Consider the following 26,616-nt stretch of genomic DNA (forward strand, 5'->3'; position numbering starts at 1 on the left):
CGGCTGAGTCAGTACCAGCCGACGGACTCCGACTTGTCCCAGGCCGCGCACGGGGTGCCGTAGCTGCCCGAGATGTAGCCAAGGCCCCAGGTGATCTGGGTGGCCGGGTTGGTCTGCCAGTCGGCGCCGGCCGAGGCCATCTTGCTGCCGGGCAGCGCCTGCGGGATGCCGGTGGCCCCGCTCGAGGCGTTGTACGAGTTGACGTTCCAGCCGGACTCCTTGTTCCAGAGGCTGACGAGGCAGCCGAACTGGTCGTCGCCCCAGCCGTACTTGGACATCATCAGGTCGCGGGCGATGGCCTGGGCGCCGCTCGGGTCGGTCGGTGCGGACGGGCGGGACGACGAGCTGGTCGACGCCACGGTGGCCTTCGCGGCCTTCGCGGCCTCGGCAGCGGCGGTGGCGGCCTGCTCGGCGGCCACGCGGTCCACCTCCGCGGTGGCGGCCTGCACGGCAGCGGTCTGGGCCTTGGTCTCGTCGACGAGGTCGTAGACCCGGTCGGGAGCCAGAAGCGTGTAGTGGGTGAGCGAGGCAACCGACACGGTCAGTGCCGCGGCATCCGACTTGCCCTGGGCCGCCATGATCACGGTGTTGGCTCCGTCCAGGGTGCCTTGGGCGGCCTGGGCCGCCTGGGCGTGGGCGATGCCGGCGTACGCACCCAGCTGCTCGTGCTGGCGCCCGGTGCTCGCGGCAAGTTCAGCGGTGGCTTCGACGCGGTCGTTCGACGCGGCCGACGCGGATTGGATCACAGCGCCGGTTCCGATCGTCGCGCCGATGGCGACGATGGCGCCGGCCAGGAGGAAGCGGCTGCGGCGCCGACGCGGCTTCCGCGGGCGGGTCAAGCCTTCGTCGGAGGTGCTGGTGGACGTGGGGGAATCAAACGAGGAAGAAATAGGCAATCCCTTTGCAACACGAATCGCCCGGGCCCCCGCGCGTCATCAGGCAGGTGCGGAGCGATTCTTGTCCGGCAACCGCGGGCAGGGGTGCGCGCGGGCGAAGTTCCCAGTCTGCAATATGTTTCTGGACGAAACCTCACTTGTTGCTGGCAATGTCATGGCAACGCGCTTCCCCTGCCTTGCGCGCGCCATGCGCGGGCAGGCCGCGCCGCTCTGATAATCTCTCACCATGGGGGCCAAGTCATTCGATCGAGGTGTCGGCATCGTGATTGCCGCCGTGGCCGGGGGCGCTGCGGTTCTCCTCTGGCTCGTCGTCGCAGCGGGCAAGCCCGCCCCGGGCGCATTACCCTCCCAGGGCTTCCTCCTCGGCATCTGGCGAGTGCTCTACGACCTCGCCGCGCCGGCGCCCAGGGTGATCCTGGGTGCCGTCGCCCTGGCCTTACTCCTTGCCGCGGGAATCGCCATGCTCGAGAGGCGAACCTCGAGCAAGGCCCGTCGCTCCTTGAACAATCGCACCACCCCGCTATCAGCCGGAATCGTGATGGCCAGGACGCGCGGAATCTATGCCGGCGAGGTGACCGTGACCGTCCTGGTGCCTGCACACAACGAAGAGGCCTCCATCTTCGGGACGCTCTCATCGCTGCTTGCCCAATCGCACAGGCCGGACCGGGTAGTCGTCGTGGCCGACAACTGTAACGACGGGACCGTCGAGATTGCCCGGGCCCTCGGGGTGGAGATCTTCGAGTCGCGCGGGAACACGGCCAAGAAGGCCGGCGCACTCAATCAGGTCCTGAAGCAGCTGCTGCCTGGCCAGGGCGACAACGATCTGGTCATGGTGCTCGATGCGGACACGAGTCTCGACGACGGATTCCTGGCGGCCGCCGTCGCTCGATTCACCAGCGACCGAGCCCTCATGGCGATCGGCGGACTGTTCTATGGCGAGGAAGGTTCCGGGATGCTGGGCCAATTCCAGCGCAACGAGTACATCAGGTACTCCCGAGAGATCCGACGCCGCAGGGGCCACGTCTTCGTCCTCACCGGCACGGCCTCGCTGTTCCGGCCCGTCGCCTTGCGCACCGTGGCGAGCTGCCGCGGTGACACGATCCCCGGCGCCCACGGAGATGTCTACGATACCGCCGCCCTCACCGAGGACAACGAACTGACCATCGCCCTGAAATCGCTCGGTGCCCTCATGATCTCCCCTTCGGAATGCTCCGTCGTCACCGAGGTGATGCCGACCATTCAGAGCCTGTGGGTGCAGCGCCTCCGCTGGCAGCGGGGGGCATTGGAGAACATCGGAGCTTACGGCGTCTCGCCGCCGACATTCCGCTACTGGGCGCAGCAGTTGGGCCTGGGCTACAGCGTTATCGCGCTGAGCGCCTTCGTCCTGCTCCTGCTGGTGACGCTCCTCGCAATCGATTCGTGGGTGTGGTTCCCGTTCTGGCTGGGCATCGGCCTCGTCTTCACCGCCGAACGTGTCGTGTCGGTGTGGGCGGGAGGGCCGCGCGCACGCCTGCTGGCGCTCGCGCTCTTTCCTGAACTGCTCTTCGACGTGTTCCTCGACCTCGTCTATGTGAAGGGGATTGTCGATATCGCGCTGGGCCGGCAGGCCGATTGGGGCCACGTCGTCCGCTCCGCGCCGAACGACGCATTGCAGAAGGTGGAATGAACTCATGATGGCCGTCTCTCTTCACTACCTGGTTCCGGCCGGAATCCTCTTCCCGTCGGCGGTGCTTCACTCGCAGGAGTTCGCCATCCTCGCGGCATTCGTAGCGATCAATACGGTCATGTTCGCCTCCTTGGCGGTCGCGAAGATCCTCCCGAAGGTGCATCCCACCGACTGGCTACCTGGACGCAACCGTCGCGCTGAGACCCGGAGCATCCACCCGGACGGGCGCGTCTAGGAGCCTGCTGATTTAGCTGGGTGCGGTGGCCCTCGCGAGTCAGGTGGGTCGTTTTTTGAGTCGCGTGTGGGCGTGTTTGGGTTGCTCGGGGGGCCGAGTCAGTGTCGCGAGTCTGGCCAGGCCAGCGATGTTCTCGAGGTCGGTGTGAGCGCTGGGGCGCCTGTCCTGCCTGGTGTCTTCAGCCAAGGGCCCAAACCCCGTTCTGGCTGGTGAGTCCGAGGCCCAGGAGCCGCTTCAGGTTGATGGCCGCGGCGCGGGTGTTCCACCAGGCGTGGTTCTTCACGACGCCGCGGTAAGGGACTCGTCTCGCCCCGCGAGTCATCCATGCGATCGAGCGTTCAACCATCGGCCGGTGCTGCCGGTAAACGGCTTGAAAGCCCGGGTCCAGGGCCCGCGCCCGGTGCTCGCGTTGAATCTGCTGCTGCGGATGCAACTCGATCTTGCGACCGCGTGTGGCCGTGGTGCACTGGGCCCTGAGCGGGCAACCGGTGCAGGCACTGCCGAACGTGACTCGTCGTTTCGGACTGATCGGCCGGACGGTTCCGGCCGGGCAAGTCATCGTGCCCGCAGCCTCATCAACGGTGAAGTCATCGATCGTGAACCCGCCAGGGACCGCCCGGCTCAGCGGCATCGGCTTGATGATCGGGGTGTGTCCGGCCGCAGTGATTTGGGCGAGGAGGTCGCCGCTGCCATAAGCAGAATCACCGAGGACCTCGACAATGTCTGTCCCGATGCTGGTGTCCGCGGCCACGAGGGCGGCGCCGCGGGCCGCGTCGCTGTTCTCCGCGCCGGAGGCTTTCGTCAAAACGGCCGCGGTCACCAGGCCGGTGTCGGGCTCGATCGCGATGTGGGCTTTGAAACCGTCCTGCTTCTTCTCCCGGCTCTTGTGAGCGTGGCGGGCATCAGGATCAACAGTCGAGATAACCCGGTCCGGGGCAACCTTCCGCGCGATCCGCCACCGCCCATCGGTGCCATCGGACCCCTCGGCCGGTTCAACGTCCTGGCCCGCGACGAGGGCGAGCAGCGCGACCGTGTCCTGCTGCGGCCCGGTCAACGACGTCGTGTCGATTGCCGCAAGCAACGCCAGGGCGTCGGTCACGAGGCGGGACACGAGCTCGTCCCTGGCTGCTTTATCGTCCCAGGCGATGTCGGGTTTGCCCGGCTTGGCGTAGTCGTGGCCGGGCAGGCTCGCGACGATCATGTCCGCTCCAGGGACCTCCCGGCCGACCCGGCGGATCTGCGCGACCAGCTACGTGACCGTGTCCTGGCGGGCGACCGCGTCGTCCAGGATCGTGGAGTCCAACGCCCGCCGCTTCCGGCCCGAGAGCGCCCCGGACCGGGCGATGACCTCGGACACCGCCTCGAAAATACGGTGCGGACGCGTGCTTGCCGCGAGGCGGCGCCGCCAATACGTCAACACCGTCGGATGGAACGATGTTTCCGTCAACCCGAACCCGCAGGCCGCTTTCCACCGCAGATCAAACGTGAGCGCTTCCGCTGTTTCCCGGTCCGATAACGAGTGCAACGTCTGCAGCACGAGCACTGAAGCGATCACGTCCGCCGAGATCGACGGCCGACCCCGACCCGACGGGAACAAGTCCGCGAACGCGTCATCGGGGAACAACTCGTGCCGGTGCTCAGCGAGGAACGCGAACACCGACCCGGCCGGCAACATGTGCCCGGCGAACGCACCGACATCCAACAACTCACGCTGACCATCATCACGACCCTGCATGAATCAAGTCTTAAACACATCGGCCGAAACTAACAAAGGCGCGCCTTAAAGCGTCGGATAAATCAGCAGTCTCCTAGCCGCTATCGTGCCGGCTCAGCCGGCGGCGGCCGGACTGAGGAGCACGGAACGACGGTCCAGATGGATGCCGGCGACCATGCACCGCACGGACCCGCCCGCAAGCTCGATGGTGGGCACGGAGAGCGGGACGATCTCGCAGCTGCGTTCGATGATCCGCCGTTGCGGTTTCGTCAGATTGGCCAGCGCCCGCTCGGACAGGGCCAGGATCCGGCCGGTCTTCCCGTGCAGCTCGATCGCGTTGCCGGCGAAATTGCGGATCTGCTCCGGGTCGAGGTCGATCACCTCACGGTCCTGCGCGGAGAGGCGCTCGACGACCTGGGCGCGACGGGCGGCCGACGTGATCAGGCGCAGCCCGACGAGGGCGAAGTCGGTGGCGACGCACATCATGACGTTGGTGTGGTAGATCGCGGTGCCCGTCTCGTCGACGGCGTCGAAGGCCATCGGCTCGTAGCCGAAGTTGGTGCAGAACCGTTCGAGCGCGATCGGATCCGCCCTCCTCGAGCGGGCCACATAGGCGATCCGGGCGCCGTGGTCGAGCACCATCGCCCCGGTGCCCTCAAGGAAGACGTCGTCGAGTTCCAGCCCCGAATAGTCGACGACGTCCTGCACCCGGTAGCTCTGCTTGAGCATCTCGACGATGTCGCCGCGGCGCTCCGTGCGCCGGTTCGGCGTATGCATCGGGTACAGCGCCACGTGTCCCCCGGCGTGGGTCGAGATCCAGTTGTTGGGGAAGACACTGTCGGGACGGCCGGGACCGTCGTCGTCGAAGAGGTGCACCGTGACCCCGTGCGCCTCCAGCATGGCGGCCGCCTCGGACACCTCCGCGTATGCGGCGGCGGCGACGGCGTCCGCGTCCTCGCCGACGGCGTGGGTCTGGAAGACGTTGTCGAGGGCCGTCTCCGGATTGGGCGTGAAGAACCGGGGCCTGATCAGGAGAACGGCGGACGGGGCCTGGACCGACATCGGTCAGACGAGCGCGGGCGAGCCCGCGGTGACCAGGCCGAACAGGTCCTTGGGGTCGTCAGGATCGGCGACGAGATCGATGTCCGTGTAGAAGGTGGTGTGGTCGACGGCATCCTGCAGAAAACGGAGCGCGGAGAAATCCTCGATGGCGAAGCCGACCGAATCGAAGACGGTGATCTGGCGGTCGTCCCGACGCCCGACGGCCTGGCCGGCGAGCACCTGCCAGATCTCGGTGACCGGGAAGTCGGGATCCATCTGCTGGATCTCCCCCTCGATCCGGGTCTGCGCCGTGAACTCCACGAACACGTCGCCGCGGAGCAGGATGGCGGCGTCGAGCTCGGTCTTGCCGGGGCAGTCGCCGCCGATCGCGTTGATGTGCACGCCGGGCTCGACCATCTCGTCGGTGAGCACGGTGGCGTTGGCCTTGTCCGCGGTGCAGGTGGTGATGATGTCGGCGCCGAAAACGGCATCCGCCGCGCTCGTCGCGACGACGATCTCGAAGCCCAGCGGGGCCAGGTTGCGCAGGAACTTGTCCAGAGCCGCCGGGTCGGTGTCCCAGACCTGGAGCCGGTTGAGACCGAGCACCCCGCGGAAGGCCAGGGCCTGGAATTCGGACTGGGTGCCGGTGCCGAGCATCGCCATGGTGTGCGAGGCGGGACGGGCCAGCGCCCGGGCGACCATGGCCGAGGTCGCGGCCGTGCGCAGCGCGGTGAGTACGGTCATCTCGGACCAGAAGGTGGGGTAGCCGCTCTGCACATCGGCGAGCACGCCGAAGGCCGTGACGGTCTGCAGGCCGCGCGACGGGTTCGAAGGGTGGCCGTTGACGTACTTGAAGCCGTAGGTTTCGCCGTCGCTGGTGGGCATCAGCTCGATCACGCCGAGCGGCGAGTGGCTGGCCACCCGGGGTGCCTTGTCGAAGGAGGGCCAGCGCCGGAAGTCACGCTCGATGTACTCCACCATGTCGGTGAGGATGCGCTCGACCCCGGTCTCGGCGGCCCAGCGGTTGATGTTTCCCACGTCTACAAAACGCACCATGTGCGGCTCCTCTCGATCAGGTTCCCACAGTAGGAGGGACCGATATGTGCCCGCCATTCGCTTTGCGCGCCAATCCGACCAGGGAAATGGTCAATCTGTTCGGTTCGCGCGTACACTTTGCCTCATGTCTCCTCTCGACGACCTCGACCGACGACTCCTGGCCGCGCTGCGGGTGAACGGGCGTGAACCCGTGGCGAGCCTGGCCCGCGACCTCGGGGTGACCCGGTCGACGATCAACAGCCGGCTCAAACGCCTGACCGACTCGGGGACGATCGTCGGCTTCGGCGTGCGAATCCGCGAGGACCGCGACCCGGATGCGATCCGCGCGATCACGCTGATCGAGGTGGAGGGCCGCGCGACCGACCGGGTGATCCATTCCCTGCGCGGCTTCCCCGAGGTGGAAGCGCTGCATTCCACGAACGGCGGCTGGGACCTGGTCGCCGAACTGCGCACCGAGAGCCTGGCCGACTTCGACCGGCTGCTCGGCCAGGTGCGCTCCATCGAGGGCGTCGTCAACAGCGAGACGAGCCTGCTGCTCAGCTCCGTCGCCCACGACGACCTTCCCCCGGCCGGGGCCCGCAGGCCCCGGCCCTGACCCGGTTCCCCGGCGGATCCGAAGCTGCCCGCGCCTAAGCTGAAGCGACCATGCGACTCTTCCTGATCCGCCACGGCCAGACTCCCGGCAATGTCCTCGGCCAGCTCGATACCGCCCACCCCGGACCGGGCCTGACCGAGCTCGGCAGCCGTCAGGCCGCGGTGCTCCCGGATGCCCTCCGCCATGAGCCGATCGACGCCATCTTCGCGTCGACGCTGGTGCGCACCCAACTCACCGCCCGGCCGCTGGCGGAGGACCGGCGCCTCGAAATCCAGGTCTCCCCCGGCCTGCACGAGATCGAGGCCGGTTCCCTCGAGGGGCGGAGCGACCGGGCATCCGTTCACTCCTACCTGGAGACAGTGTTCGCCTGGGGTGCGGGCGACCTCGGCGCCGCGATGCCGGGCGGCCCCGACGGCCATGCCTTCTTCGCCCGCTTCGACGCCGACATTGACGCGGCCACCGCCGGCGCAGAGGCGGTGGCCGTCTTCAGCCACGGCGCGGCCATCCGGGTCTGGACCGCGGCCCGCGCCCTCAACGTGACCTCGGTCTTCGCGGGGACGACCGAACTTGTCAACGCGGGCATGGTCGAGCTGACCGGGTCGGCCCAGGACGGCTGGACGCTCGTCTCCTGGGCCGGGCTCCAGACCGAGAGAGACCCGCGCGCCGATAGGAACCTGCGCTGACCCCCGTGTTAGGGTCGGATCCTATCTAAGGAGTGCTGTGCTGACAGCTTCGTCTTCCCCTGTGACAGCAGGCACCCCGCGTTTCCGGTCTTCGCTCGTGCGGACCCTGGCCCTGACGGCGTCGCTGGCGATCGCCGTTCTGGCCCTCACTTTCGGCCCGACCGGCGCCAATGCGTTCGCCGCGACGCAGGACCTGACCCAGTGCAACGGCGAACTGGGCGGCGGTGGTAAGGAACTCGACTGCACCATCGACATCGTCAACACGCTGAACCTGACGACCGGCACGGAGAGCTCGACGGTCACCACCAAGGTCTGCTCTGGACCCAACCAGGCCGCGATCTGCGGCGACTCCGTGACGACGTCGTATAACCTGCTCACCAAGTCGGTCAACCAGTGCAACGGCTCCGTGAACGGAGGCGGTTCCACCCTCACCTGCAGGGTGACCGTCGTCAACAACATCACGGGCGCCCCCGCCAACTCGGGCACGACCGGTGCAACGGTCAACCAGTGCAACTACGCCGGCACCGGCGGTGGCACTGCGCCGACCCTCAACTGCGACCCCAACCCCGCCTCCGTATCAGGCGCCACGATCACCCAGTGCAACTACTCTGTCAACGGCGGCGGCGCCCCCGACCGGGTCACCTGCACCGTTGGACCGTCCACGGTGAGCGCGCTGCTGCCCGTGACGGTCAACCAGTGCAACGACTCCGCCAACGGCGGCGGGTCCCTCGTCACCTGCAGCGTGGCGCTGACGAACAACATCACCACTGCTGCCGGGAGCACGACCCCGATCCCCGTGAAGAACGTCCTGCACGATTCCAAGACCGACGGGTTCGGCCTGGCCGCGGGCCACGACGCCGGCAACCTCGGCGGAACGGCGTTCCTGGGCGCCGGTGTCCTCATCCTGCTGGCCGCCGGCCTGCTGACCGCCTCCGCCGCCACCCGCAAGGCTGACGCCCGTCGCTAGCAGGAGGCTGCTGGTCGGGGCCGCAGCCCTGCTCTGCGCGATCGCCGGAGGCCTGATCGCGGTCGGTGTCGCCGGTGGTTCGGATGCCGGCCCGCCGGCATCCCTCCGCCGCACCCCCGCTCCGGCCGAGACCGCGGCGCCGTCCTCGGCGGCTCCGACCACGGATCCCATCGCGAACGCCGTCATCGCGGCCTCCGCGCCGCTGCGCCTCCGGGTCCCGGCCATCTCGCTCGATGGCGCGGTGACGGAGTACACCCAGCAGATGATCGACGATCGGGACGGCTTCGATCCCCCCGACCTGTCGACCATTTCGTGGGACACCACCATTGCGGGCGGACTGGCCGGAACGGACTCGGCCAACACGGTCTATCTCTACGGGCATTCCTGGGTCGATGCGGCGGTCTTCAACGGCCTCAAGGAGATGAAGGCCGGGGACCTGGCAGCGGTCGACACGGCAAACGGCACCCTGTGCTACCAGGCCCAGAAAACGCTCACCCTCGACAAGGCGGAGTACAAGAGCAACGACGAACTGACGAATGCGATCCCGAACCGCCTGGTCCTGGTCAGCTGCTATCGACCCGTCGGCTACGATCCGAACTCGGCCACGGTGAAGAACATCGTCGTGGTGCTGCAACTGGACCAGAACGCCACCAACGCCGGCTGCTGAGCGACGCCGTCACTGCGCCCTTGCCCGCGGCACCCTCGGCCGCACGAGCGAGTGGCTGTCCCTGAGCAGCTGCTCGACCAGGGCGTCCTCGACCTGACCGCCGAGCACGATCGTGATCCAGTGCTTCTTGTTCAGGTGGTAGCCCGGGGTGATCTGCCCGGCGAATTCCTCCCGCAGGGCACGACTCTCCTCCGGGTCGCACTTAAGCGACACCGTCAGCGGCTCCCCCGCCAGAGCGGAGAGGGCGAAGATCTTGCCGTTGCCGCTGGTCTTGAACACGCTCGTCTCCTCCCCGAACGGGAACGTCTCCACAGCCTGGGGCAGGCTCAGGCAGAAGTCGACGAGGGCATCCGGGGTCATGGCTTCGAGACTAGACCGTCACCGCATTCATGGCACCGGCCGTCAACTCCACCGAGCGCAACCGGTCGGCGACGTCGCGGGAGGCATGCGCGATGATGAGCTCGTCGGCCTGGGTGGCCGCGGCGAAGTCCTCGAGGAAGTCCCGCACCACGTCGGGCGTGCCGATGGCGGAGTACCGCATCATGTTCGCGATCTGGCGTCCCTCGTTCGTGGTGAGGAACGCGTCGATCTGCGCGTCGGTGTAGTCGGGTGCGGCCGGACCGCGGGCGATCATGCCGCGCACCCTGGCGCGCCGGGTCGTCTCGAACTGGAGCGTCGCATCCGCCTGGTCGTCGGCGGCGATCACGTTCACGCCGACGATCACGTGCGGGGCGGAAAGCTGGCGCGACGGGACGAAGTCGCGCCGGTAGGTGGCGACGGCTTCGAAGAGGGAGTCGGGCGCGAAGTGCGACGCGAACGCGTAGGGCAGGCCGAGCCTGGCCGCGAGCTGGGCTCCGAAGAGCGAGGACCCGAGGATGTAGAGGGGCACGTCGGTGCCGGCGCCGGGCACGGCCCGCACTCCGGGGACGACAGACTCGTCGCGCAGGTAGGCCTGCAGTTCGACCACGTCCTGCGGGAACTGGTCGGATGCCCTCGGGTCGCGGCGCATGGCCCGCGCGGTGGTCTGGTCGCTGCCGGGCGCGCGGCCGAGCCCGAGGTCGATCCGGCCGGGGTAGAGCTCCGCGAGGGTGCCGAACTGTTCGGCGATCGAAAGCGGCGAGTGATTGGGGAGCATGACGCCGCCGGCGCCCAGCCGGATCGTGGAGGTGTGCGCGGCGACGTGGCCGATCAGGATGCTCGTTGCCGACGAGGCGATCGTCGGCATATTGTGGTGCTCGGCGTACCAGACCCGGCTGTAGCCGTGCCTCTCGGCGGCCTGGGCGAGCGCGACGCTGGCCGCGAAGCTCTCCCTCGCGGTCTGCCCGGGGGCGATGGGGGCGAGGTCGAGTATGGAAAGCGGAATCGTCATGCTTGGGGCAACGGGATCCGCCCCCGAATCGTTACCCGGCACACGAAATCAGATTCCGCACGGAGGACCGGCGATCCCGGAACCGGCGGTGAGCGCCTACCGGGTCAGGCGGACCGGCGAAGCCGGCCGACGCCTGGCAGGAAGCGGCCCACCCGCGCCCCATAGCCGGCGTAGTCCGAATGCTCGGCCAGGAGCATCCGTTCCTCCCACCGGGCCTTGCCGGCCAGCAGCAGCACCAGCGCAAGCCACGTGGCAAGATGCCAGGCCGATGCGCCGAACAGGGCGAGCCCCAGCCCGCCGGTCATCAGCCCGGTGTAGATCGGGCTGCGCACGAGGCCGTACACCCCGGTGGTGACCAGCGGGGCGTGCTCCCGCGGGATCGGGCTGGCCGTCAGCGCCGGCCCCAGGCCGACCACGCCGAGCACCGCGAGGCTCACGCCGCCCGCGCAGAGCACGATCGCCGCGACCAGGACACCCAGGTTGACGGGCCACAGCGCCCCGTGCGGGAGGAGGGCCAGCGCAGCGAGCAGCACGAACTGCGCGGAGACCAGGCCGAACGCGAACACACGCTTCATGACTCGAGGCTACGCCGGTGCGGGTGGCACCGGGTGGCGGCAGGGAATCGCGCACGGTCGCCCTTGACCGCCCGCGCGAACAGTCACACACTGGCACGGCCGGCACCGGCCGGCCTGAAAGGACGGACCGATGGACTACGAACGCTCCTTCCTGATCGTGGTCGGCGTCGATGGTTCCCCCGAGTCGATTTCCGCCCTGCGCTGGGCCGTCGACGAGGCGCGCGTCCGCCACGGCCGGGTGCGCCTGATCACGTCCTGGTCCTACCCGCCGCGCACCGCGGACGTCGACGGTGAGTTCATCGACGACCGGTCAGAGCGCGGCGCCGAGCGGATCCAGGCCGTCGCGCTGGACGCCGTCCCTTCCGACGGGGTGGCCCTCACCGGCACCATCGTCCAGGGACCCCCGGCATCGGTTCTGCTTGACGCTGCCGACGGCGCCGACCTGCTCATCGTCGGGTCGCGCGGGCTCGGCGGGTTCAGCGGGCTGCTCCTCGGCTCGGTCTCGAGCCAGCTGATCCACCATGCCCCGTGCCCGGTGCTGGTCATCCGGTCGTAGCGGTGCCCTGCCGGTCATGTCCACCGGGCTGGTGCCGACGGGCCTGCGCACCATCTTGGAATTCGCCGCCGCCGCCGTGACGCTCTCCGCCGTCAACCTGATGGCGACATGGACAACGGCGACGGCACCAGCGCCACGGGAACGGCAGCGATCTCCGCGGCGAAGGCGTTCGTCGCCGCAACGAAGTAGCGCCGGTCAGGGGCTGACCCCGATCAGCCGAGCGAGCCGCCGGCGATCTCGTAGGACCACAATTCGCTGCTGACCCCGACGGGGCGGGGGGCAGGCTCGCCGTCCTTGGGCGTCTCACTGCGGTGCCCGTGGCCGAACGCCGGCGAATTCAGCCAGGCCTGGAACGAATCGTCGTCCGCCCAGCGGGTCACGACGAGCCAGGTCTTGCGATCGTCGGTGGGCTTCAGCAGTTCGAAGCCCTCGAAGCCGGGGCGATCGTCGACGGCGCCGGCCCGCGCGGCGAATCGGCGGGCAAGCTCGTCACCGCCGTCTTCGGGAACGGTGATCGCGTTGATTTTGATGATCGTCATCGGGGCTTCCTTCGGTTCGTGGCAACAGAGCCTTTCCCATGCTGGCACGACCGGCTGTGCCGAAGCTGCGACGCCCACCGCGTCGCGCAAGGTTGAGAGAATGAACGGATGAGTGACGCCGCCGAGTTCGTGGACGCGACCCTGCAGCGCGAGGGCGACCCCCACCGGGCCGGCGCCGAGCAGGCCAGGCTGCGCAGCGAACTGCGATTCTACGGCGCATCGGTCGGCGCGGTGCGGGGAACGATTCGCGACGCTCTCCGCCGCTACCCCGGACTCACCCACGACGAGATCACCGCGTTGAGTTCGGAGCTGTGGGCGGTGCCGGTGTTCGAGCGCCGTCTCGCGGCGATCGTGCTGCTTCAGTCGCGAGTGCGGATGCTGCAGAACTCGGACCTGACCCGGATCGAAAGCTTCGTGCGGGCCGCGCGACTGCCGGTCCTGGTCGATCTGCTCGGCGACGGCGTGGTCGGACCGTTGCTCGCGCTGTTGGACCCGCCCGGCCGGACCCGGGCGCAGACCGTGCTGGACCGCTGGTTGAATGACGGCGATGAGTGGCTTCGGCGCGCCGCGCTGCTGGCCCGCGAGCAGGCAGGGGGCGACCGGGCAGGGAGCGAGCACGCGGGCTGAGGCGCCTGGGCCGATCCCTCCCGATCATCCTCCTGTGCGATGCCGGCCGACGTCGCCGGTGCCGTCAGAGGAGCGGGAGCACCTGTTCGCGCACCTGTTTGCGCAGGATCTTGCCGAGCATCGACCGCGGCATGTCCTCGATCTGCACGATCCTCCGCGGGATCTTGTACGCCGCGAGGTGCTCGCGGCAGTGGGCCCGCTGCGCCTCCTCGTCCAGCGTCGTCCCCGGCTTCAACTCGACGGCCGCGACGACCATCTCCCCGCCCCGCTCCAGCGGCTTGCCGAAGACGGCGGCGTCGACGACATCCGCGTGCAGGCGCAGCACGGCCTCGACCTCGGAGGGCGACACGTTGAACCCGCCGGTGATGACCAGTTCCTTGGCCCGGTCCACAATCGTGGTGAAGCCATCTTCGTCGACGGTGACGATGTCGCCGGTGCGTAGCCAACCGCCCGGCAGAAGCGTCTTCGCGGTCTCCTCCGGGTTGTTCCAGTAGCCCTGGAACACCTGCGGCCCCTGCAGCAGCAGCTCCCCAGGCTGGCCCTGCGGCACCAGGGCGGTCGGGTCGTCGAGGTCGACGACCTTCATCCGGGTCGAGGGGAAGGGAACGCCGATCGTGCCGGGGCGGCGGCTGGGATGGAACGGATTGCCCAGCGCCACCGGGGAGGATTCGGTCATGCCGTAGCCCTCGACGAGCAGCCCGCCTGAGACCGATTCCCACAACTCGACGACATGCTCCGGCAGGTTCATCGCGCCCGAGATGCAGTACTTGCAGGAGCGCAGCGAGATTCCGCGCTCCTTCGCGGCGAGCGCGGTGCGCTCATAGATCGGCGGCACCGCGCAGTACACCGTCGCGGGCGACTTCTTCATGGCGTCGAGGATGAGATCGGGGTCGAACTTGGGGAACAGCACGAGCAGGCCCTGCTTGCGGATGCCGTAGGTCAGGTACAGCGTCATGCCGAACGCGTGGAACATCGGCAGGATCGCGTAAAAGATCTCCTTGCGGTACTCGGCCCCGTGCATCCACGCCTCCCCCTGCAGGGCGTTCGCATAGAGGTTGAAATGGGTGAGCTTGGCACCCTTGGGCCGGCCGGTGGTGCCCGAGGTGTACTGGATCGCCGCGAGGTCGTCGACGGAGGGGCGCGGATGCTCCCGGTCGAGGTGCCCGTGCGCCAGCAGGTCCTTCCACGGCGTCGTTCCCGGCGCGGCGCCGGTGAGCGCCTCACGGGACTCCCGCAGGCTCTTCACCGGCAGGTACAGGGCGAGCCGTTTGACCGGGGGGAACGCGCTGAGGAGGTTGACCGAGACCACATGATCGATCTCGATATCGGCCGGGAACGCGCGAACCGATGCCGCCACCTTGTCCCAGGCGATCACGACGCGGGCCTGGTGGTCCTCGAACTGGTGCCGCAGCTCCCGGGACGTGTAGAGCGGGTTGTGCTCGACCACGACCGCGCCCAGCCGCAGCACCGCGTAGAACGCCACGACGTGCTGGGGGCAGTTCGGCAGGATGAGGGCGACCCGGTCCCCTGCCCGCACGCCCAGGTGCCGCAGCCCCTCCGCGGCACGGTCGACCTGGTCGCCGAGTTCGGTGTAGCTGGTGCGGCGACCGAAGAACTCCAGCGCCGGATGATCGCCGGCCTCCGCCACCGACCGCTCGAACATCGCCACCAGCGATTCCGTGGGCAATTCGATCTCGGCCGGGACGCCCGGCTGGTAGTTCTTCACCCAGGGCTGCTGCTCAGTGTTCGCCATGGACCCATTCTCCCGCGAACCGGTCCCTCCCGTCGCCGGTGATCACGCTGTATGCGGAAAGCAGGCGATCGCCCGACTCAGCCGCCGGTGTACCGGAAGATGTAGAGCCCCGAGTCCCGGTCGCTCGCGGCAACATATTCGATGCCATTGCTCTCGAACACTTGGACACCCCAGATGTTGTTGCCTCCCTGGTCAATGAAGCGGCCGGTCTCGACGAGTTTGTTGTCGACGATCTTCGCCACGCGGAAACCGCCGGAATAGTAGGAAAAGTACGCCAGATCAGCCCGCTGCTTGGACGTGGCCACCTCGTGCACCGAAAGATCGCCGAACCCCTGCGCGAAGGCCGGGTCTTCTGCCTCGGGGATCGCATACGTGTCCAGCTCGGCCATCTTCCCCGTCGAGTTGTCGAAGAGGTGGACGTAGCCCCAGCCGTCGAAGAACGCGCGGACCGAGACGACGTCTCCGATATCGCCCAGGCTCACGCCTGGAATGAGGCTGCCTGCACCCGCAAGACAGGCCGCGTTGTCGTACAAGGCCGCCCTATCGAAGAGGCCGAATCCGGTCTTGCGATCGACCGAGAAAGTGGGGATGGACCCGTCGACGCTCATGCCGAACGCGCCGCATCCGTCGGAACCCTCCCGGTTGACAATGACGATGCCCTCATAGCCGCCGGCCGCTTCCACGCTGGCCACCTTCTCCGTGAACGTGCAGAGACCGCGGGTGACGACCGCGACCTGCCTGCCGCTGGTGGTGTTCGGCGCCGGTACCACGAGCGGATCACCGGCACAGGCCCGGCCCGCGTAGACGGCGTCCCCGGTCAGCGACTCGCCGCCCTGCAACTGAGGGGTATTGCTGCCCTGCGAGATCTGGAACGCAGTCGCCGTATCATCCGTGCTGCCCTCGGCGCCGTTGGGTGCGAAGTCCTCGTCGGCGCCAATGACGTACCTGTTGTCGAGCGTGAACTCGCCCTGGTGGCCGTTGCCCTCCGGTTTCTCGATCAGGCCGGCGGCCTCCTGGAGCTGCGGATCGGGATTCGTGAAGTCCGTATCGCCCAGATAGATCGGTTTCTGCACATCGGTCATGTCGACGGAGACGTAGCCGGCGTCCCAGTAGGACAGGAGCATGACCTGTTTGCCGGCAATCTGCTTCACCACCAGGTCGTGCAGGAACACCTCGGTCAGGTTCGCCGGTGCGCTCTGCAGGATCTGCGGAAAGGTTTTGTCCAAGTCGTACTCTGCAGTGAGGAAGGGCTTCTTCGGGTTGGTGATGTCCATGATGTCGACGTCGGTGCCCTCTTCGTTGTCAACGATAACCGCGTAGGCCTTGTCGCCGGCATCCCACGCGAACACGCTGTGGGTCTCGTTCGCGGCTTTCTTGCCCTGGCCGTTCACTGTGGAATCGCCGACGCCCTCGGCGAGCGGCGTGGGGTGGGCCGGGTTCGTCACGTCATAGAGGTTCATGCCGCCGAAACCTACTTTGTCCTTGCACTTCTCGTTATTGCTGACCAGCACGTCGCCCGTGAAGGCGGGTGTGTCAATCCTCAGCGCCTGGATACCCTCCCCCGGGTAACTGCCCTCCTTGGCCTGAATGAAGGCGACCTCCTTCGGTTTCGCCGGGTCCTTGATGTCGACGACGTGCACGCCGTTATAGGTACATGTCACGGCACCCCACGCTGCGAGGTAGGCGTAATCCTTGAAGACACCGACATCGGCGATCTTCTCCGGGACGGCGTTCTTCATCTTCAGCTTGGAAATCAGGTCCACGTTTGACTGGGTGGCGGGCAGATGGCCGGCCGTACCGCCGTGCTGGCTGGCGTCGCGGGCGCCGTCGGCGCTCGACACCGCACCGTCTTCGTCGGGTTGCGCTGAGGCAACGGATGTTGTGGCGAGGATCAACGCGGCGACTGACACCATCGTCAATGCAGCACGGATCGCGGACGACTTGACCATGACACTCCTTCGGGTCTGGGTTCCTCGGGCGGTTCAGGCGAATACCGGAACTGTAGTACTGACCTTGTGCCTACGGGAAGGCCCCCGGCGGATAAATCAGGTCGATTGCCCGGAAGCGGTCACCGGGCGACCACCCGGACGCGATACCGTTGGTAGTATGACGCCCCCTGATACCACCACGCCGCGTGAGGCAGACACTGCCCCCGAAGCGAAGACTTTCTCCGACCTCGGGCTCAATGATGCAATGCTCAAGGCACTCAAAGACGTCGGATACGAAACCCCCTCGGCCATCCAGGCCGCCACCATCCCCCCGCTCCTCGCCGGCCGGGACGTGGTCGGCCTCGCCCAGACCGGAACCGGCAAGACGGCCGCCTTCGCGCTGCCGATCCTCTCCCGCCTCGACCTGGCCCAGAAAACCCCCCAGGCACTCGTCCTCTCGCCGACCCGTGAACTCGCCCTGCAGGTGTGCGAGGCGTTCGAGAAGTACGCCGCCCACATGCGCGGCGTGCACGTGCTGCCCGTCTACGGCGGACAGGGCTATGGCGTTCAGCTCTCCGCGCTGCGCCGAGGCGTGCACATCGTCGTCGGCACCCCCGGCCGCATCATGGACCACCTCGAAAAGGGCACGCTCGACCTGTCCCAGCTGAAGTACCTGGTGCTCGACGAGGCCGACGAGATGCTCAAGATGGGCTTCGCCGAAGACGTCGAGACGATCCTCGCCGACACCCCCACCGACAAGCAGGTCGCCCTGTTCTCGGCGACCATGCCGGCGCAGATCCGGCGGATCTCGAAGAAGTACCTGAACGACCCCGAAGAGATCACGATCAAGAACAAGACCACGACCTCCGCGAACACCACGCAGCGGTACCTGATGGTGTCGTACCCGCAGAAGGTCGACGCGCTCACCCGCATCCTCGAGGTCGAGAACTTCGAGGGCATGATCGTCTTCACCCGCACCAAGAACGAGACCGAGCTGCTCGCCGAGAAGCTGCGTGCCCGCGGCTACTCCGCCGCGGCCATCAACGGCGACGTGGCCCAGGTGCAGCGCGAGCGCACGGTCAACCAGCTCAAGTCGGGCAAGCTGGACATCCTGGTCGCAACGGATGTCGCCGCGCGCGGCCTCGACGTCGACCGCATCAGCCACGTTGTCAACTACGACATCCCGATCGACACCGAGTCGTACGTGCACCGGATCGGCCGCACCGGCCGCGCCGGGCGCAGCGGCGCCGCGATCAGCTTCGTCACGCCGCGCGAGCGTCACCTACTCAACGCGATCGAGCGGGCGACCCGTCAGCCGCTCACGCAAATGCAGCTGCCGAGCTTCGAGGACGTCAACGTCACCCGACTGGCGCGTTTCGACGACGCCATCACTGAGGCCCTCGGCCAGGCCGAACGGATCAGCGCCTTCCGCGACATCATCGGTCACTACGTCGAGCACCACGATGTTCCCGAAGCGGATGTCGCGGCAGCCCTGGCGGTCGTCGCCCAGGGCGAGACTCCCCTGCTGCTCACCCAGGCGGATGCCCGCGCACAGCGGCCCGAGCGCGCCGACCGCGGCGACCGTGCTGAGCGTGCCCGCGCCGACGCCGGTCGCGGCGACCGCCGTGACGACCGCCGTGACGACCGCGGCGAACGCGGAGAGCGCGTCGAGCGAGTGGAACGACGCCCGCGCGACAACAACCGGGCGATGGCCTCGTACCGCATCGAGGTCGGCAAGCGCCACAAGGTGGAGCCCCGCCAGATCGTCGGCGCCCTCGCCAATGAGGGTGGCCTGAGCCGCGAGGACTTCGGTCACATCCAGATCAACCCGGAGTACTCGCTCGTCGAGCTGCCCGCCGACATGCCCGGCGATGTGCTGGGCCGCCTGGAGAACACCCGCATCAGCGGCAAGCTGATCGAGATCCGCGCCGATGGTGGCGGACCCGTCCGTCGGGAGGGACGCGCCGAGCGCCCACCGCGCCAGCCGCGCCGCGACTGACCCCGTTCGGCGGACGCTTCACCTGCGGGTGGAGCGTCCGTCTGTTCAACGGGGGTGACAGGTCGGGGCCGGACGGGACGCTGGCTAGCCGGCCGGGGCGACGGACGCGGCGATCGCCTTCGCGCTGCGCTCCAGGAACGACACGATCTCAGCCGAGGGCATCTCGGTATTGAGCGCGCTCTCGACGAGGATCTCCTCGACGAAGGCGACCCAGGAGCGCATGGCGATGCGGAGCATGTCGGAATCCGGGAAGCCGAGTTCCAGCAGGACGTCGATGACCCGCTGCGCCTGCAGGGCTCGGGCCTGGTCGACGACGTCCCGCACCTCCGTGTCACCGCTCGCGACGCCGCGCACGAGGGAGTAGAACGTTCCCCGGTGATCGCGCACGAAGCGCACGATCCGCTCGAGGGTATCCCGCAGCCGGTCGTCGGGCGGGAGGTCGGCGGACGGTTTCGTCGCACGGAGCATGCTGTCCCTGGCGGTGCGCACGACCTCTCGGTGCATCCCCTTCTTCGAGACGAAGTAGTGGAAGAGCAACCCGCGCGACACTCCCGCCTCGGCGGACAGATACTCCATCGTGAGCGATTCCAGGGGGTGACCGGCGAGCGAGGCCACTCCGATCGACACGAGCTGGGCGCGCCGTTGTTCGGGGCTGAGCCGGGTGCGTCGATCCGCTTGCATGAGTCGAGCCTACCGGCCCGGGTGGTCGGTGCCACGGCCGCGCGAGCCCGTGCCGCCGTGTCGGTTTCCGCGCACGCCCCGGCCCCGATGAAGGGCAATTACCCCCATTCGCGTGACAGATCACCCTGATCCATGCAACTCTTATTAGCATCTTCGTCAATAACGACGAGGCGGCCGCCCTGGCCTGGATCAAGGAGGATCTATGACCATTTCCAAGCTCACCGGCTCGTATCCCGGCCGGATCGTACTGGCCGCGGTTCCCGTGGCGGTCGCGTCCACCCTGCTGCTGGCGGGGGTCGCCCAGGGCGCGGTGCCCGTGTCATTCGCGGTGTCCGGCAGCCAGTTCCAGATCAGCGCCTCGCAACTCGACGGCACCGGCTTCTCGCAGTACGCCGGGGTCACCGACGACACGGCCGGCGATCCGCACCAGGTCGCCATCGCCAACATCACCTCCGCAAGCCTGGCCGACCTGTGCCAGTCCGTGGTGACCGACACCCCGCTCGGCAAGGTCGGCATGCTCATCACGGCGGGCGGCGGCGGCAAGCCGGCGACCGCGACCGACCTGCAGATCGGCATGACCGACCTCAAGGGGGACTCGACCTTCGGCAACATCCGCATCGGCGTGGACGCGTCGACGGTCAATACCGCGCCCAAGGGCTCGGCGGGCGATTTCGCCCAGGATGCCGACACCATCAAGATCGCGGGCCTGCAACAGACCGCGTGGAGCACCCAGGCCTCGGTGTTCACCCTCACCGGCATGCACCTTGAGCTCACGGACGGGTCCAAGGGATGCTTCTGACCAGGATTGCCCGTCCGGACGTGGCCGAGCGCATGACGACCTCGCCGTGGGCGGCCTTCCGAGCCTGGCGCCGCGGCAGGCCGTTCGCGGGAGGCGTGCTCACCTCGCTGGCGGGTGTGGAGATGTTCTTCTCCGGCCAGCTCGACGTGGGCAAGATCCACGTGCAGGTCGGAATCGAGGGCCTGCAGGCGACAATCATCCCGCTCCTGCTCGTGCTGCTCGGCATCCTCGCGGTGACGATGCCGGTGCACCGCATCTTCTACGGTGTGATCGCACTGTCGGTGTCGGTCTACTCCCTGATCGGCGTCAACCTCGGCGGGTTCTTCATCGGCATGCTCCTCGGCGCCATCGGCGGGGTGCTGACGGTGGCGTGGCTGCCGAGACCGCGTGCACCGCGCCAGCCGGGCGCCGAAACGCCGGCGTCCGACGCCGACGCCGGGCACTCGCCGGCGGAGCCGCCCCCGCTCGTGCGGCGCCGCCGGTGACCGCCGGTACGGGCCGCGCCCGCGCGCCTGGCACCGGGCTGCTCGCCGTCGTCTTCCTCGTCTCGCTGTCCGGGATCGGGGCGGCGCGGGCTCCCGCATCATCCGGATTCTGCCTTCCTCCGCTCATGGAGTGCAGTTCCCCCGCTCCCCCGGCGCCGCCACCGGCCCCGGTGCCGAGTCCGCTCGGCGACCTGCCCGGAGGCCTCGGCACGGTTCCGGGCACGGCGCCGCCCGGCCCCGCGGCACCGGCCGCGCCGGCCGTGGCGGATCCCGGCGCTCCCACGTTCACCCTGCCGGCCGCCCAGCTCGGAGGATCGTCGATCTCCTTCTCCGGGATCACCGCCGTGAGCGTCGTTACCGTTCCGCTCGCCGACGGAAGCCGCACCTCGGTACTCAAGCTCGAGGCCGACGACATCGTCATCGACGACTTCCTTCTCGACGTGCGGAAGGCGACCGGCCCGTCCCTGGTCACGAATTCCGGGCGGATGGAGCTGCGCGGCAACGTGAAGGTTTACCTGGACTCCGTCACCGGAACCCTGCTCGACGGCGCTGCGTTCACGCTCGGCGCGGCCACCCCTCCCCCGGGCGACGAGTTGCCGCCATCGCTGCTCAAGGTGCACCTCGGTCTCGTCGGAGTGACCGCGAATTCGATCACCCTGACGCCATCCCACCAGCAGATGCACTGAGCCGCACCCGCTGCGGCGGCACCGGGGCCGAGGTCATCGCCCGCGCCTGCCCCCCTGGAGAACACCCGCGGACTCCGACCTCAAGGGATTATTCCGCACGCGCGGGAAGCCGGCGGCCCCTGATCAACAGCCAGAAGATCAGCGCCACCTCGCCCACGAAGAGGAACTGGCCGAAGACGGCGGTGAAGCCGTCGACGAGCAGGGTACCGACAGCATCCGCCAGATAGCCCATTCCGGCCACCGAGAGCAGGATGCCGAAGATCCGCGCCATGAACCCCGACCGGTAGGCCAGGTAGCCCACCAGGAGCAGGTGAATACCGAAGAGGCCGAGGCCGGTCACCCAGATGGTGGTGAACGCGTCGATCGAGTTGAGCGCAGCGACCGGGTGGTCCAGGAGCGTGTACGCGGTCACGAGCCGACCGATGGCCACCATGAAGACGGCGGCGAAGACCACCCGCGCCCAGGCGGCCACCGCCGACACGACCGGGTTCACCGGCCGGAACAGCGCGTACAGCGCACCGGCCACGATGACGTCGAGAATCGTCACGACGAACAAGCTTGCGATGCCGGCGAGGAACAGCGGCGCCGACTCGGCGATGTCCCGGGCTGTTCGTTCCGCGTCCCCCGGGGTCACAAGAGGAACTATGGCGCCGAAGTTGCCCAAGCCCGCCAGCACCGCCATCAGCGCCAGGGCGATTCCCGCGACCAGGCTCGCCATGCGGGGCGGCCAGCCCCTGAAGTCCACTGTCACGGGGTGTGCTTTCCCGTCGATCTCGCCGGCGGCCTGTCGGATTGCGGTCATCGTAATCTCCATCTCCAGATAAACTTATGTTGTAAGTAAAATACCGCTACGTCGTAAGCGTGTTAACCGGCTCAGTGCATGAACCGGGGAGTATCGGTGGCCGGCTTCCCGGCCGGCACAAGCAGCAGCGATGCCAGGGCGGCCGCGGCCGCGGCGACTCCCGCGGTCACAAAGGCCGCCACGAACCCGTCGACGGTCCGCGGTGCGGCGAGACTGCTCGCGGCGACGACGGACAGGGTTGCGACACCGAGTGCGGCGCCGAGTTCGTGGAAAGTGTTGATCACCGCAGAGGTGATCCCCAGCTCGTCCGGCTGCGCCTGCGACATCGCGGTCGTCGTGGCAGCGACGAAGGATGATCCCAGACCCACGGCCGCGACGCTGACGCCGGTGATCAGGAGCGGGACCACGTCCACGGTGAGCGCCGCCATCCCCGTGCCGATCGCGGCGAACACGAAGGCGCTCGTCGCAACCGCTCGGCCGCCGGCATGGGAGACCAGTCGCCCGGACAGGTGGGCCCCGGCGAGGGTGGCCAGGGCAACCGGAAGGAAGGCCAGCCCGGACACCAGCGGCGACCATCCATGGTGGTTTTGGAGAATGAAGGACAACAGGAAGAAGCTGCCGACGAGCAGCGCGCTCGCGGCGAGCATGACCACGATCCCCGCCCGCACCGGGCGCCGGGCCAGGATTTCGAAATCAAGCAGCGGATCAGCAGCTTTGCGTTCGCGCACGATGAACAGCGCGAACAGCACCACTGCCGCGATGATCAGGGCAATCCCGCCCACTGGCTGCCGCGTATCGCCGATGCTGGTGATTCCGTAGATCAGGCTGCCCACGCCGAGCGTCACGAGGACCGCGCCGACCAGGTCCATCCGCCGATCGGAGCGGAGAACCGTCACGGCCGGAACGACGAGGGGAAGCACAATGGCCACGACAACACCGACGGGGATGTTGATGAAGAAGATCCAGCGCCAGCCCGGCCCGTCGGTGAGGAGACCGCCCACGAGGACGCCGGCGGCCGCGCCGACGGCCCCGACGGCGCCCCAGATGGCCAGCGCGCGGTGACGCTCCGCCCCGGCGAATCTCCCGGTCACGGTGGCCAGGGCGGAGGGAGAAAGCAACGCCGCGCCGATGCCCTGACCTGCTCGCGCGAGCAGGAGGGCCGCCACAGAACCGGCGAAACCCGCGAGGAGTGACGAGACGGTGAAGAGAATCAGACCGACCAGGAAGACGCGCCGGGAGCCCAGGAGATCAGATAGCCTGCCTCCGAAAAGCAGGAGACCACCGAAGGGAATGACATAGGCGGTGATCGCCCAACTGGCGGAGCCGCTGTCGAGGCCCAGTTCCCCCGCAATCTGCGGCAACGCGATATTGATGACGGTGATGTCGAGGATGAGCATGAACTGGGCCGCACAGAGCAGCAGCAGGGCAAGCCAGCGCCCCCGCCCTGGCGCCGCCTGGGTCTGCGGGTGGATGCGCTGCACAAACGATGGATGCGACATGGGTCCTCCTAAGTCAAACATTAATGTACGAGATACTATAACCCCAACATGTCTGTTTGAGATAGAGTGATGTCATGACCACAGCAACGGCAGATCGCACCCCCCGAGCCGACTCCCAGCGCAATCGCGCGGCGATCCTCGACGCGGCCCTGTCCTGTCTGGCGGCGAACCCGCGGGCGAGCATGGCAGAGATCGCCCAATCCGCCGGAGTCGGGCGAGTGACTCTTTACGGCCACTTCTCATCTCGCACGGAACTCATCGAGGCCGCCGCCGCCCAGACCATGCACCGCGCCGAAGCCCGGCTCGCCCCACTGGACCTGACCGGAGATCCCCGCGAGGCACTGGAGCTGCTCGTCACCTCCTCCTGGCGGATCGTCGACGACTCCCGCGGGATCATCGCCGCCGCAGAGGCCGAACTGGGCACCGACCGCGTCCGCGACCACCACGACGAAGCCATGCACCGGGTGCAGCGGCTGATCGAGCGGGGCCAGGCCGCCGGGGTCTTCCGCACCGACCAGCCCGTCGAATGGCTCACCGCGTGCTACTTCGCGATAGTCCACGGCGCGGCCGCCGAGATCCGAGCCGGACGCCTGAACGAAACCCAGGCGGCCGCGTTCCTTCCCGCCACCATCCTTGCCCTCGTCACGGAACCGGCGGAGCGGCTGCCGCGCGCGGACTGAAAGAGCCCGCTCCCCCCGCCCGGACCCTCCGATCGGCCGGCCTGCTTCAGCAGCGTTGCGACGGCAGGGGGCAGAATGGGGGTATGAAAGCCGAGATTCTCTATATCCCCGACTGCCCGAACTCGGCCGCTGCCGGGGTCGCGCTCCGGGACGCGTTGAACGAGACCGGGCACTCCGACGTCGTGATCGATTTTCACCTGCTGACCTCCAGCGATGAGGCCGCGCAGGTTCCGTTTGCCGGGTCGCCGACGATTCTGCTGGACGGAGTCGATGCATTCCCGCCGAGTGCGCGGGTCACCGACCTTGCCTGCCGGGTCTATCGAACCGACCAGGGACCAGCCGCAGTGCCCTCGGCGAACGACCTCATCGACGTGATCCGCGAACGATCGGGCACCGCGCGCTGATTCTGCTGTTCAGGTCCCCGTCACCAGGCGGACACTTCGGGCGACTTGTCTGGTCTGCGGGTTGGGCACAGGCCCCCCCACAAGGAGGACACGATGAAGTACACGAAAATCGGTGTGACCACGGCAGTGGGCCTGGGACTCGGCCTGGCGGTTCTCACCGCAGCCACGCTTCCTGCGACCGCAACCCCGGACACCCCCAAAGCCGGCGTCGCAACGAACTCCGCCTTCGGCATCCAGAACAATGTTCTCGCCGCGGGCCTTGAGCAGAGCCCGGTGGCCTACGGCCAGCTGCCGTTGACCAACCCGAACGGCGGAATCTCGCACTACGGCTACAATACCTCCAACGGCGGTCCGCTGACCCAGGATGCGAAAGAGGCGTTCAAGACCGAGCCCGACAAGAACGTCTACCTCAACTTCGGCGGGAAGCACTACCTGTTCCAGGGTCACGAGGGAGGACCGCAGGGGTACGTCACCCGGGTCAACCTTGACGAAAAGGACCTCGCCAAGCGGGTCACCTTGATTGCCGACACCCGGTCCGATGGGGCCGCCGTTCCCACCTTCGACGGCATCACCTGGGATCCGTTCACCCACCAGCTCCTCCTGGCCGCTGAGGCCGCGGCACCGAAGGGTGGCGTCTTCGGCATCACCCTCGACGACAACGGCGACCCGGTCGACGGCAAGATCGTCCCCCTCCCGGCGCTCGGTTCCGGCGGCTATGAGGGCATCCAAAATGACTCAGCAGGCAATGTCTGGCTGGTCGAGGACATCGGCGGCGCCAAGTCTGCCGGCGGCAAAGTGCCCAACAGCTACGTCTACCGGTTCACGCCGACGAAGGCGGGCGACCTGTCCACCGGCACCCTGCAGGCCCTGCAGGTCAGCCGCACCGACGGCTCCGCAGTCACGGCCGCACAGTTGGCGGACAACCCGTCCGACCAGTTCGTCACCGACCTGCACAGCTACGGTGCATCGTTCGATACGAAGTGGGTCACGGTCACCCCTGGCGCCGACAACGGCGCGACCGCCGCGGCGGCCGCGGCCGGCGCGACCCCGTTCAAGCGCCCCGAGAACGGCGTCTTCCGCCCGGGCACCAAGTTCGGCGAGTTCTACTTCACCGAGACCGGGGACACCGACACGCGCAGCACCCTCCCCGGAGCCTATGGCGGCGTGTTCCGCCTGAGCCAGTCCTCGCCGACCGCGCAGACCGGCAAACTGTCCCCTGTCTTCCTCGGCGACGTCGAACACACGGGCCTGGACAACATCCAGTTCGCGACCAGGGACAAGCTGCTCGTGGTGGAAGATGCCGGCGACTTGCTGCACACCCAGCGCGACGCCCTCGACTCCGGCTACCTGCTGGACCTGGCCAGGAACGGCAAGAAGGGTCCGGAAGCCGTGCGCTGGCTGGCCGAGGGCCGCGACGCCTCCGCGACCTACGATCACAACACCAGCCCCGGCTACAACGACGGTGACAACGAGATCACGGGCATCCACGTCTCAAACGGCGACGCAACGGCCGAGGGAATCCTCGGCGCCCAGATCCCGCAGCTGATGACCGGCGAATGGCGCACGTTCTGGACCCAGCAGCACGGCGACAATGTGACCTGGGAGCTGCACACCGCGGCCGACGCGGACTCGCACGGCGCCGACCGGCACGACGGCAAGAACGACCGGGACTAGGCGCCGCCCAGCCCGCTCCCCACGATTAGGACGATGCCCC

At 68.0% G+C, this 26,616-nt stretch carries 27 protein-coding genes and 1 pseudogene; 15 read left to right on the forward strand and 13 right to left on the reverse strand.

Annotated elements, in window-relative coordinates; all coding sequences use genetic code 11:
- Positions 1-8: 8 nt before the first annotated feature.
- Positions 9-839 carry an aggregation-promoting factor C-terminal-like domain-containing protein gene (locus E3O32_RS17375; protein WP_174776483.1) on the reverse strand — a complete coding sequence of 277 codons (831 nt, stop codon included), beginning with the start codon at positions 837-839 and terminating at the stop codon, positions 9-11.
- A gap of 433 nt (positions 840-1,272) precedes the next feature.
- Between E3O32_RS17375 and E3O32_RS04115 the strand changes: the two genes are divergently transcribed.
- Both E3O32_RS04115 and E3O32_RS04120 read left to right on the forward strand, forming a co-directional pair.
- The gene (locus E3O32_RS04115) at positions 1,273-2,562 is read left to right on the forward strand and encodes a glycosyltransferase family 2 protein (RefSeq protein WP_241974554.1); all 1,290 of its coding nucleotides are present in this window, start codon (positions 1,273-1,275) and stop codon (positions 2,560-2,562) included.
- A gap of 4 nt (positions 2,563-2,566) precedes the next feature.
- Positions 2,567-2,797: a hypothetical protein gene (locus E3O32_RS04120; protein WP_198417519.1), complete on the forward strand. Its 231-nt coding sequence runs from the start codon at positions 2,567-2,569 to the stop codon at positions 2,795-2,797.
- A 178-nt stretch (positions 2,798-2,975) separates the two neighbouring features.
- Here the strand turns inward: E3O32_RS04120 and E3O32_RS04125 are convergent.
- The 3 genes and pseudogenes from E3O32_RS04125 to E3O32_RS04135 form a co-directional block, all read right to left on the reverse strand.
- Positions 2,976-4,532, reverse strand: a pseudogene (locus tag E3O32_RS04125) (IS1182 family transposase).
- A 93-nt stretch (positions 4,533-4,625) separates the two neighbouring features.
- Positions 4,626-5,573: a citrulline utilization hydrolase CtlX gene (gene ctlX, locus E3O32_RS04130; protein WP_134507267.1), complete on the reverse strand. Its 948-nt coding sequence runs from the start codon at positions 5,571-5,573 to the stop codon at positions 4,626-4,628.
- A 3-nt stretch (positions 5,574-5,576) separates the two neighbouring features.
- Positions 5,577-6,608 carry an ornithine cyclodeaminase gene (locus E3O32_RS04135; protein ID WP_134507268.1) on the reverse strand — a complete coding sequence of 344 codons (1,032 nt, stop codon included), beginning with the start codon at positions 6,606-6,608 and terminating at the stop codon, positions 5,577-5,579.
- A 124-nt stretch (positions 6,609-6,732) separates the two neighbouring features.
- Here E3O32_RS04135 and E3O32_RS04140 point away from each other — a divergent pair, with 124 nt between their 5' ends.
- From E3O32_RS04140 to E3O32_RS17175, 4 genes are all read left to right on the forward strand, one after another.
- Positions 6,733-7,203 carry an Lrp/AsnC family transcriptional regulator gene (locus E3O32_RS04140; protein ID WP_134507269.1) on the forward strand — a complete coding sequence of 157 codons (471 nt, stop codon included), beginning with the start codon at positions 6,733-6,735 and terminating at the stop codon, positions 7,201-7,203.
- A 50-nt stretch (positions 7,204-7,253) separates the two neighbouring features.
- Positions 7,254-7,886 (forward strand): histidine phosphatase family protein, encoded by a 633-nt coding sequence (locus tag E3O32_RS04145; RefSeq protein ID WP_134507270.1) that lies wholly within the window; start codon positions 7,254-7,256, stop codon positions 7,884-7,886.
- Between the two features lie 61 nt (positions 7,887-7,947).
- A complete protein-coding gene (locus E3O32_RS04150; protein ID WP_134507271.1) occupies positions 7,948-8,853 on the forward strand; it encodes a hypothetical protein in 906 nt (301 codons plus the stop codon).
- Positions 8,854-9,115: 262 nt separating this feature from the next.
- Positions 9,116-9,520 carry a class F sortase gene (locus tag E3O32_RS17175; RefSeq protein ID WP_241974556.1) on the forward strand — a complete coding sequence of 135 codons (405 nt, stop codon included), beginning with the start codon at positions 9,116-9,118 and terminating at the stop codon, positions 9,518-9,520.
- Positions 9,521-9,529: 9 nt separating this feature from the next.
- Here the strand turns inward: E3O32_RS17175 and E3O32_RS04160 are convergent, their stop codons facing one another.
- The 3 genes from E3O32_RS04160 to E3O32_RS04170 all read right to left on the reverse strand — a co-directional run bounded on the left by E3O32_RS04160 (position 9,530) and on the right by E3O32_RS04170 (position 11,464).
- On the reverse strand, positions 9,530-9,880 hold the full coding sequence (locus E3O32_RS04160) for an MmcQ/YjbR family DNA-binding protein (RefSeq protein WP_134507273.1): 351 nt from the start codon (positions 9,878-9,880) through the stop codon (positions 9,530-9,532).
- A gap of 10 nt (positions 9,881-9,890) precedes the next feature.
- The gene (locus E3O32_RS04165; protein WP_134507274.1) at positions 9,891-10,889 is read right to left on the reverse strand and encodes an LLM class flavin-dependent oxidoreductase; all 999 of its coding nucleotides are present in this window, start codon (positions 10,887-10,889) and stop codon (positions 9,891-9,893) included.
- 104 nt (positions 10,890-10,993) lie between these two features.
- Complete coding sequence (locus tag E3O32_RS04170; RefSeq protein ID WP_134507275.1) at positions 10,994-11,464, reverse strand: methyltransferase family protein; 471 nt, start codon at positions 11,462-11,464, stop codon at positions 10,994-10,996.
- A 130-nt stretch (positions 11,465-11,594) separates the two neighbouring features.
- On the opposite strand from E3O32_RS04170, the gene E3O32_RS04175 reads away from it, so the two are divergent.
- Positions 11,595-12,020 (forward strand): universal stress protein, encoded by a 426-nt coding sequence (locus tag E3O32_RS04175; RefSeq protein WP_134507276.1) that lies wholly within the window; start codon positions 11,595-11,597, stop codon positions 12,018-12,020.
- 212 nt (positions 12,021-12,232) lie between these two features.
- On the opposite strand, the gene E3O32_RS04180 is transcribed toward E3O32_RS04175, so the two are convergent.
- Complete coding sequence (locus E3O32_RS04180; protein WP_134507277.1) at positions 12,233-12,559, reverse strand: antibiotic biosynthesis monooxygenase family protein; 327 nt, start codon at positions 12,557-12,559, stop codon at positions 12,233-12,235.
- 108 nt (positions 12,560-12,667) lie between these two features.
- Here E3O32_RS04180 and E3O32_RS04185 point away from each other — a divergent pair, with 108 nt between their 5' ends.
- The gene (locus E3O32_RS04185; RefSeq protein ID WP_134507278.1) at positions 12,668-13,186 is read left to right on the forward strand and encodes a DNA alkylation repair protein; all 519 of its coding nucleotides are present in this window, start codon (positions 12,668-12,670) and stop codon (positions 13,184-13,186) included.
- 64 nt (positions 13,187-13,250) lie between these two features.
- Here the strand turns inward: E3O32_RS04185 and E3O32_RS04190 are convergent, their stop codons facing one another.
- Positions 13,251-14,939 (reverse strand): long-chain-fatty-acid--CoA ligase, encoded by a 1,689-nt coding sequence (locus E3O32_RS04190; protein ID WP_134507279.1) that lies wholly within the window; start codon positions 14,937-14,939, stop codon positions 13,251-13,253.
- Positions 14,940-15,016: 77 nt separating this feature from the next.
- Complete coding sequence (locus tag E3O32_RS04195) at positions 15,017-16,888, reverse strand: PA domain-containing protein (protein WP_134507280.1); 1,872 nt, start codon at positions 16,886-16,888, stop codon at positions 15,017-15,019.
- A 157-nt stretch (positions 16,889-17,045) separates the two neighbouring features.
- Between E3O32_RS04195 and E3O32_RS04200 the strand changes: the two genes are divergently transcribed.
- Positions 17,046-18,866 carry a DEAD/DEAH box helicase gene (locus tag E3O32_RS04200; protein WP_134507281.1) on the forward strand — a complete coding sequence of 607 codons (1,821 nt, stop codon included), beginning with the start codon at positions 17,046-17,048 and terminating at the stop codon, positions 18,864-18,866.
- 84 nt (positions 18,867-18,950) lie between these two features.
- On the opposite strand, the gene E3O32_RS04205 is transcribed toward E3O32_RS04200, so the two are convergent.
- On the reverse strand, positions 18,951-19,547 hold the full coding sequence (locus E3O32_RS04205) for a TetR/AcrR family transcriptional regulator (protein ID WP_134507282.1): 597 nt from the start codon (positions 19,545-19,547) through the stop codon (positions 18,951-18,953).
- A 202-nt stretch (positions 19,548-19,749) separates the two neighbouring features.
- Between E3O32_RS04205 and E3O32_RS04210 the strand changes: the two genes are divergently transcribed.
- The 3 genes from E3O32_RS04210 to E3O32_RS04220 are packed head-to-tail and all read left to right on the forward strand — an operon-like array spanning position 19,750 to position 21,517.
- On the forward strand, positions 19,750-20,346 hold the full coding sequence (locus E3O32_RS04210) for a DUF6230 family protein (RefSeq protein ID WP_134507283.1): 597 nt from the start codon (positions 19,750-19,752) through the stop codon (positions 20,344-20,346).
- 32 nt (positions 20,347-20,378) lie between these two features.
- On the forward strand, positions 20,379-20,831 hold the full coding sequence (locus tag E3O32_RS04215) for a DUF6114 domain-containing protein (protein ID WP_241974558.1): 453 nt from the start codon (positions 20,379-20,381) through the stop codon (positions 20,829-20,831).
- Positions 20,828-21,517, forward strand: a complete 690-nt coding sequence (locus tag E3O32_RS04220) for a hypothetical protein (RefSeq protein WP_134507284.1) — start codon at positions 20,828-20,830, stop codon at positions 21,515-21,517. Before E3O32_RS04215 ends, E3O32_RS04220 begins: the two co-directional genes overlap by 4 nt.
- Positions 21,518-21,605: 88 nt before the next feature.
- On the opposite strand, the gene E3O32_RS04225 is transcribed toward E3O32_RS04220, so the two are convergent.
- Together E3O32_RS04225 and E3O32_RS04230 are read right to left on the reverse strand one after the other, a co-directional pair.
- Positions 21,606-22,319 (reverse strand): DUF4386 domain-containing protein, encoded by a 714-nt coding sequence (locus E3O32_RS04225; RefSeq protein ID WP_134507285.1) that lies wholly within the window; start codon positions 22,317-22,319, stop codon positions 21,606-21,608.
- Between the two features lie 71 nt (positions 22,320-22,390).
- Positions 22,391-23,818: a DHA2 family efflux MFS transporter permease subunit gene (locus E3O32_RS04230; protein ID WP_166790765.1), complete on the reverse strand. Its 1,428-nt coding sequence runs from the start codon at positions 23,816-23,818 to the stop codon at positions 22,391-22,393.
- A 74-nt stretch (positions 23,819-23,892) separates the two neighbouring features.
- Here E3O32_RS04230 and E3O32_RS04235 point away from each other — a divergent pair, with 74 nt between their 5' ends.
- The 3 genes from E3O32_RS04235 (at position 23,893) to E3O32_RS04245 (ending at position 26,576) form a co-directional block, all read left to right on the forward strand.
- Positions 23,893-24,498: a TetR/AcrR family transcriptional regulator gene (locus E3O32_RS04235; protein ID WP_134507287.1), complete on the forward strand. Its 606-nt coding sequence runs from the start codon at positions 23,893-23,895 to the stop codon at positions 24,496-24,498.
- 83 nt (positions 24,499-24,581) lie between these two features.
- On the forward strand, positions 24,582-24,902 hold the full coding sequence (locus E3O32_RS04240; RefSeq protein ID WP_134507288.1) for a thioredoxin family protein: 321 nt from the start codon (positions 24,582-24,584) through the stop codon (positions 24,900-24,902).
- Between the two features lie 93 nt (positions 24,903-24,995).
- The gene (locus tag E3O32_RS04245; protein WP_134507289.1) at positions 24,996-26,576 is read left to right on the forward strand and encodes an alkaline phosphatase PhoX; all 1,581 of its coding nucleotides are present in this window, start codon (positions 24,996-24,998) and stop codon (positions 26,574-26,576) included.
- The last annotated feature ends 40 nt before the right edge of the window (positions 26,577-26,616 follow it).

It is taken from the genome of Cryobacterium mannosilyticum, assembly GCF_004402705.1.
GTDB lineage: Bacteria > Actinomycetota > Actinomycetes > Actinomycetales > Microbacteriaceae > Cryobacterium > Cryobacterium mannosilyticum.